Source organism: bacterium (genome assembly GCA_023135785.1).
Classification (GTDB): domain Bacteria; phylum CAIJMQ01; class CAIJMQ01; order CAIJMQ01; family CAIJMQ01; genus CAZNJA01.
Genome location: JAGLSL010000070.1, coordinates 1 through 6,261, shown reverse-complemented (window position 1 = coordinate 6,261; position 6,261 = coordinate 1). Strand labels below are relative to the sequence as shown.

The 6,261-nt window shown below is 37.7% G+C and carries 7 protein-coding genes; 1 reads left to right on the top strand and 6 read right to left on the bottom strand.

Annotation, left to right across the window (positions count from 1 at the left end; genetic code table 11):
* The first annotated feature begins 34 nt into the window (after window positions 1-34).
* A complete protein-coding gene (locus KAS42_05375) occupies window positions 35-643 on the top strand; it encodes a 1-acyl-sn-glycerol-3-phosphate acyltransferase (GenBank protein MCK4905648.1) in 609 nt (202 codons plus the stop codon).
* A gap of 31 nt (window positions 644-674) precedes the next feature.
* Here the strand turns inward: KAS42_05375 and secF are convergent, their stop codons facing one another.
* From secF to KAS42_05345, 6 genes are all read right to left on the bottom strand, one after another.
* Window positions 675-1,559 carry a protein translocase subunit SecF gene (gene secF / locus KAS42_05370; GenBank protein ID MCK4905647.1) on the bottom strand — a complete coding sequence of 295 codons (885 nt, stop codon included), beginning with the start codon at window positions 1,557-1,559 and terminating at the stop codon, window positions 675-677.
* A gap of 123 nt (window positions 1,560-1,682) precedes the next feature.
* A complete protein-coding gene (gene secD / locus KAS42_05365) occupies window positions 1,683-3,134 on the bottom strand; it encodes a protein translocase subunit SecD (protein ID MCK4905646.1) in 1,452 nt (483 codons plus the stop codon).
* A 111-nt stretch (window positions 3,135-3,245) separates the two neighbouring features.
* Window positions 3,246-3,560 (bottom strand): preprotein translocase subunit YajC, encoded by a 315-nt coding sequence (yajC, locus tag KAS42_05360; protein MCK4905645.1) that lies wholly within the window; start codon window positions 3,558-3,560, stop codon window positions 3,246-3,248.
* A 115-nt stretch (window positions 3,561-3,675) separates the two neighbouring features.
* Complete coding sequence (gene tgt, locus KAS42_05355; GenBank protein MCK4905644.1) at window positions 3,676-4,788, bottom strand: tRNA guanosine(34) transglycosylase Tgt; 1,113 nt, start codon at window positions 4,786-4,788, stop codon at window positions 3,676-3,678.
* 96 nt (window positions 4,789-4,884) lie between these two features.
* Window positions 4,885-5,460: a hypothetical protein gene (locus KAS42_05350; GenBank protein MCK4905643.1), complete on the bottom strand. Its 576-nt coding sequence runs from the start codon at window positions 5,458-5,460 to the stop codon at window positions 4,885-4,887.
* Window positions 5,453-6,010 (bottom strand): RNA polymerase sigma factor, encoded by a 558-nt coding sequence (locus tag KAS42_05345; GenBank protein MCK4905642.1) that lies wholly within the window; start codon window positions 6,008-6,010, stop codon window positions 5,453-5,455. Before KAS42_05345 ends, KAS42_05350 begins: the two co-directional genes overlap by 8 nt.
* Between the last annotated feature and the right edge of the window lie 251 nt (window positions 6,011-6,261).

Genomic DNA, 6,261 nt, shown 5'->3' with positions numbered 1-6,261 from the left:
TAGCGAAGCGGACATCAATCGGAGTTAAGAAGATATGAACATACTTTACGCTTTTGCGCATATTATTCTTAATCCCATTTTCAAGATTCTTTTCAGATGGGACATAAAAGGTAAAGAGAACATTCCCAAAAGAGGCGGTGTTATTTTGGCGGCGCATCATGAAAGTTATCTTGACCCTATGCTAGTAGGTACCGCCTCACCTCGACAGATTTATTTCTTGGCAAGGAAAGAATTATTTCAACTCGGTTGTTTCTCGTGGCTTATAAAAAGACTGAACACTATACCTATTTCAAGAGAACAGTTGCAAATCGGCACATTAAAAAAATCGCTTCAGATTCTAAAGGAAGGTAAAGCCTTGCTCCTTTTTCCCGAAGGGACAAGAAGCTCGGCAGGCACAATATCAGAAGGCGAAAAAGGAATCGGGCTTATTGCCTCCAAGTCAAATGTTCCGGTAATACCTGTTTTAATAAAGGGTAGCGGCTATGCATTAACCAGAGATACAAATCGAATTACTTCTCATAAAATTTATGTTATATTCGGAAAACCGTTATATTTTGAAAACTTGGGTAGCGAATCAAAGAAGAACGCTTATCAGGAATTTACCGATAGAGTTATGGAAAAAATGAGAAAGTTAGCCCCCTAAGAAAAATTGTTGTTATAAAAAATAGAAAGGATTAGTGGATTTTAACTTTTAACAACCTGCTTAATTCTATAACAAGCGGCGAAGCGATATAAATACTGGAATATGTTCCCACCACTATTCCTACCGCTAAAGCAAAAGCAAAATCTTTTATTACCGGACCACCTAAAAATAACAATGCAAGAACAGGAACAAGTGTGGTGCTGGAGGTAATTATTGTCCTTGGAAGCGTTTGATTTATAGAAGCGTTGATTGTTTCCGGGATATGTTTATGGCGCGAAAGTTTCACGTTTTCTCTTATTCTGTCGAAGACTACTATTGTATCGTTTAAGGAATATCCCACAATCGTCAAAAGCGCGGCAACAACCGAAAGTGAAATTTCTTTTCTTGCAAGCGAAAATATGCCGACCGTAAACAACACATCATGAAAAAGACAAATAACAGCGGCAAATCCGAAAGTGAATTTAAATCTCCAAGCTGTATATATAAGAATACCGATTAGAGCAAAAAATACGGCGATAAGCGCTTGCCTTTTCATTAAGTTGCCGACTACAGGACCTATTGTGATTTCTTCCTCCACTAAAGGAATAAAAGACACGAACTTACTATTAATAACTGTCTGAATTTCTTTTCTTGTTTCGCCGGCTGTCTTTATAAGGACTCCCTTTCCTGCGTTGTATGATTGAATAGTGCTTTTGGCAAGACCCGCGTCCGCCAAAGCATTCCTCACATCACCCGTATTTACCGGTTCTGAAAACTTGTATCTGACAAGAGTGCCGCCTGTAAAATCAATCCCGAAATTAGCAGGACCTCTTAAGAAAAAACTTATAAGTCCGATAAGGACTAAACTTGAAGACGCAATAAACGCAATCTTCCTGTATTTCATAAAATCTATATTTGTGTCTTTTATAAATCGCATGTTTATCTCCAGGAAACAGAAATCAGATATTAGCACGAAGGATGATGCACGACCGCTTCGCTAGGACGAAGGACGCTTTTTTTATTCGTCTATCGTCCATCTCCCATCGTCCCTCGTTTCTGTTCATATACTTAGTTTCTTTACTTTCCTTACATATATTAAATAGTCAAAAATTAGTTTGGTAACAACTAAAGCTGTAAACATGCTCGCAACTATCCCGATAGATAAAACAACCGCAAAACCTTTTATAGGGCCAGTGCCGAAATAAAACAGAACTAAAGCCGAAATAAGTGTAGTAATATTCGCATCAATAATGGTAATAAGCGCCTTGCTGTAACCGGAATCCACCGCAGCTCTAATTGTCTTGTTTTTGGCAAGTTCTTCTCTTATCCTTTCAAACACTAGAACATTGGCGTCCACGCTTATGCCTATGGTCAAAACCAAACCTGCTATTCCTGGAAGAGTTAAAGTAGCGCGAAGACCTGCTAAAGCTCCCAATATTAAAAGCAGACACAGACAAAGGGCAAAATTCGCAATCACCCCGGAAAAAGCATAGTAGACAGACATAAACAAAACCACCAGTATAATTCCCAGAAGAGCGGCTCTAAAGCCCTGTCTTATGGAATCTTCACCAAGCGTAGGTCCTACTTTCATGACCGACAAAACTTCTATTGGAACAGGCAAGGCTCCTGCCCTCAATATTGAAGCTAGAGTGCTTGCTTCATCCATATCAAAATTTCCGCTAATCCGCGCCCTACCTTCCGATATTTTCTCATTTATATTCGGAGCGGAATGCACTTTGCCGTCAAGAAGAATAGCTAATCTCCTATTTACGTTTTCGCCAGTCAATCTTGAAAAAATCCTTGCGCCTATTCTATCAAACTGCAAATTTACTTCAGGCATACCTAAATTTCCAAAACTAACATATGCATTTGTAAGATGCTCACCGCCAAGAGATGCTTCTTTACGTAACAACAATGCTTCCGTTTCACCATTTCCCTTGGTTAGATATTTAAGTTCTAAATTTGAAGGGATTTCTCCTTTTTTTGCTTTTTCTATTAAATCCGGATTATCGTTCGCATCGGCTTTGACGAGTTTAAATTCCAAATAGGCAATTCTACTGACCACTTCCAAAGCTTGATCCGTATCAACCACTCCGGGAAGTTGAACAACAATTTGGTCTGCGCCTTGCTTTTGTATTTGCGGCTCGGAAACTCCAAACTCGTCTATCCTGTTTTTGATAATTTCCAAAGTTCTGTCAACCGCTTTGTTCCTTCTGGTTTTCTGCACCCGAAGAATTTCTTGTATAAGTTTCCCTTTATTTTTGTTTTTGGAGTCAATGCCCATTTTTCCTGATATCTTCTGTATTTCTTCAGGAGTGTTTGTTTCCAATACATCTTGCGTCATATTCATCATAGGGTCTAAATCAAGTTTTGCACCCAAGACCAGATGTATTCCACCTTGGAGGTCAAGTCCTTTGTTTATTTTTTCTTGGGGCGGATACATGCTCCAGAAAGCAAGACCGACAACAATGACCACTAATATGAGCCGATAGTTTAAACTTCTTTTATTCATGTTTTAATATTTAGTAACTAGTAATCGGTAAATGGTAATTTGCAATCCGTAAAGCGTAATTAGTAATTTGTAGTTACTGGTTACCAGTTACCCTTTACCAATTACGAATACTTACTGTTCTTTTGCTTTATTACCAATAGCATTTTTTAAAATAGCTATCTCTACTCCCTTTGAAATTTCAATAACGAATTTATTTTCTTTTATATCAACTATTTTGCCGTAGACACCGCCATTTGTTATAACTTTGTCCCCTCTTTTCAAAGCTCCCAGCATTGTCTTATGCTCTTTATCTTTCTTGCGTTGCGGCATAATAATCAGAAAATAAAATATGCCGAAGATAAGAATAAAAGGAAGAAAAGCAGTAAGAGAATTACCACCACCGGCTGTCCCGCCAGCGCCTGAAGCCATTGCATATAAATTTTCCATATTCAACCCCCCTTTTTTAAATTAAATATCAAAATTATCAAAATTTTTGGATTTTAAAGACTTTGAACTTTGATTTGTCATTTTGCACTTTACATTTTAATTTTTGAATTTTATTTTAAGATGTTGCGTATTTTCTCATAAATTCTTTCTTAAAATCAAGGAAGCTGTCTTTTAGGATAGATTCCCGCATCTTTTTCATTAAAGAAAGATAAAAATATAAATTATGGAAAGAGTTTAACCGCGGGGCAAGAATCTCGGATGTATTAAAAAGATGCCTAAGATATGAACGCGTGTAATTTTTACATACATAACAATCGCAATCTTTGTCTATGGGGCCAAAATCTTCTTTGAATTTGGAATTGCGAATAGTGATTTCTCCGCCCGATGTGAAAGATTTACCGGTTCGCCCTTCTCTTGTGGGAAGCGAACAGTCAAAAATATCAACACCATGTTGTACCGATTCTAAAAAATCCTGAGGTTTTCCGACACCCATTAAATATCTGGTTTTATCTTCCGGTAAATACTTACAACAATGTGAAACTGTTTCATACATTGCAGATTTATCCTCGCCGACAGATAATCCACCTAACGCATAGCCGTCAACATTTAAACCCAACATTGAATCAATACATTGTTTCCTTAAATCTTTATAAACACCACCCTGAATTATTGCAAAAAGGGCAGAAGTCTTTGTCTTTCTCGCCTTTATTGAACGTTCAAGCCAACGACAGGTTCTTTCCATTGCCGATAAAGCAACCTTACGGGAACAAGGATAATCCGCGCATTCATCAAGAGGCATCATTATATCCGAACCCAAAAACTCTTCCTGAATTTGGACAACACTTTCGGGAGTAAAAAAATGCATATCTCCGTCAATATGTGAACGAAACTGAACCCCTTTTTCTTCCACTTTTCTTAACTTCGCCAAAGAAAAAACCTGATAGCCGCCGCTATCAGTCAGTATAGGCCCATCCCAATGCATGAATTTATGTAATCCGCCTGCTTTTGCTATTAGTTCGGCGCCGGGACGAAGAGCTAAATGGTAGGCATTGGAAAGAATCATCTGCGCGCCTATACTTTTTAATTCTTCGGGAATGATTGTTTTAACCGTCCCTTGAGTGCCGACAGGCATGAATGCGGGCGTCTCAACGTCACCTCTTGAGGTATGCAGAATCCCCGCTCTTGCCCCTGTTTTTTTATCCGTATGGATCAGCTCGAATTTAATCATAAATGTTTTTTAGCTATAGTGGAGAGCCATTATAAACGAGTAAAAGAAGGGATACAAGAAACAATCTTGGAATGCGTTGGGAATTTTGACTTAGTTCTATTTCTTTTTTAGTTGCTCGGAAATTTCAACAAGACGATATTCAATTCCAAGAAGTTTTTCGCGGGTTTTCAATTCAGACCGTTCTATAAAAGCACGAAGCAACATAGCTGCAGCAGCTATTTCGTAAACAAGCACAGAGGCAAGCATTTGAACAGCCACCAGTCTATCTGGTAATCTTCCTGAGAAAACAAGAACAAAAGTTGCTAATATTACAATGAATCCCCAACCCATACCTGCCATAGTCATGGGATCTTCTTTTAAGTTGATTGTGCCTTTTTTGAGTATTCGGCTTTCTACTATGACGATAGCTAAGCCGAAAATAGCGCTGGCAACAAAACCCAAACGAGCCAATATTGGAAGTTCTTTGGGTATAACCACAGCCAAAACACCAAAAAGAATGAAAAAACCAACACCCATAATTAATGCTATTATATGTGACCATTTTCTGACGCCTGTAAGTTTCCGTTCAATCATTGCTTTTACCTCCTTTTCGTATTTTTGTTTGTAAACTGGATTTAATTGTTCTCTTTCTAATAATTGGTCGCGGAAAGATTGGTGAGATTTATTATTCATTTCTTCCCTCCTCCTCTAATACAGTTCTCAGAGCACTTTTAGCATAATACAACCGTGATTTTATTGTTCCTAAGGGAATTTCCAAGACCTCAGCAATTTCTTCTAAGGAAAGGTCTTGTAAAAAGTAAAGCGTTAAAACTTCCCGATGAGGCAAAGATATCTGAGTAAGTCCATAGTGAACTTGCTCTGCATTTTCAAAATGAAAATGTTCGTTGTTCTCCTCAACATAGGAAGTGTTTTTATTATCGTTAAGCGAAACAGATGTCTTATTTTGAGATCTAAAGTGACTCATAGCTGTATTTCGAGCAATTCTATATAACCATGCAGGTAAACTACGAGGTTCACGCAACAATTTTATACCTCCAATGACTTTTAACCACATCTCTTGGAGAATATCCCAAGCATCCTGTTCGTTATCTACGAGTCTACGAACATAATAGAAAAGACGTCTTTCCCAGTTATGAATTAGTTCTTCCAAAGCGGCAGTTTCTCCTCGCTTACAGCGCAGGATAAGAAGTTCGTAATAAATATCTTCTTTTTCAGTTATCATTTTGGACTCTTTTATTATTATGGACGCATGAAGATGTGATTTAGTTCAATCCCTTTTAATTTATTTAATGAAGGAATTATAAGTCTAAAAAATTGGTGGGAATTTTACCATACACTATAAACCATCAACTATAAACTGTCAGTTAATACGGCGGGAATTGTCTGCAAAGATTTTTCACTTCTTCCCGAATTGACTCAAGTTTCTTGTCATCATTTCTGTTTGTTAATGCGCTATGTATAAACGAAACGATG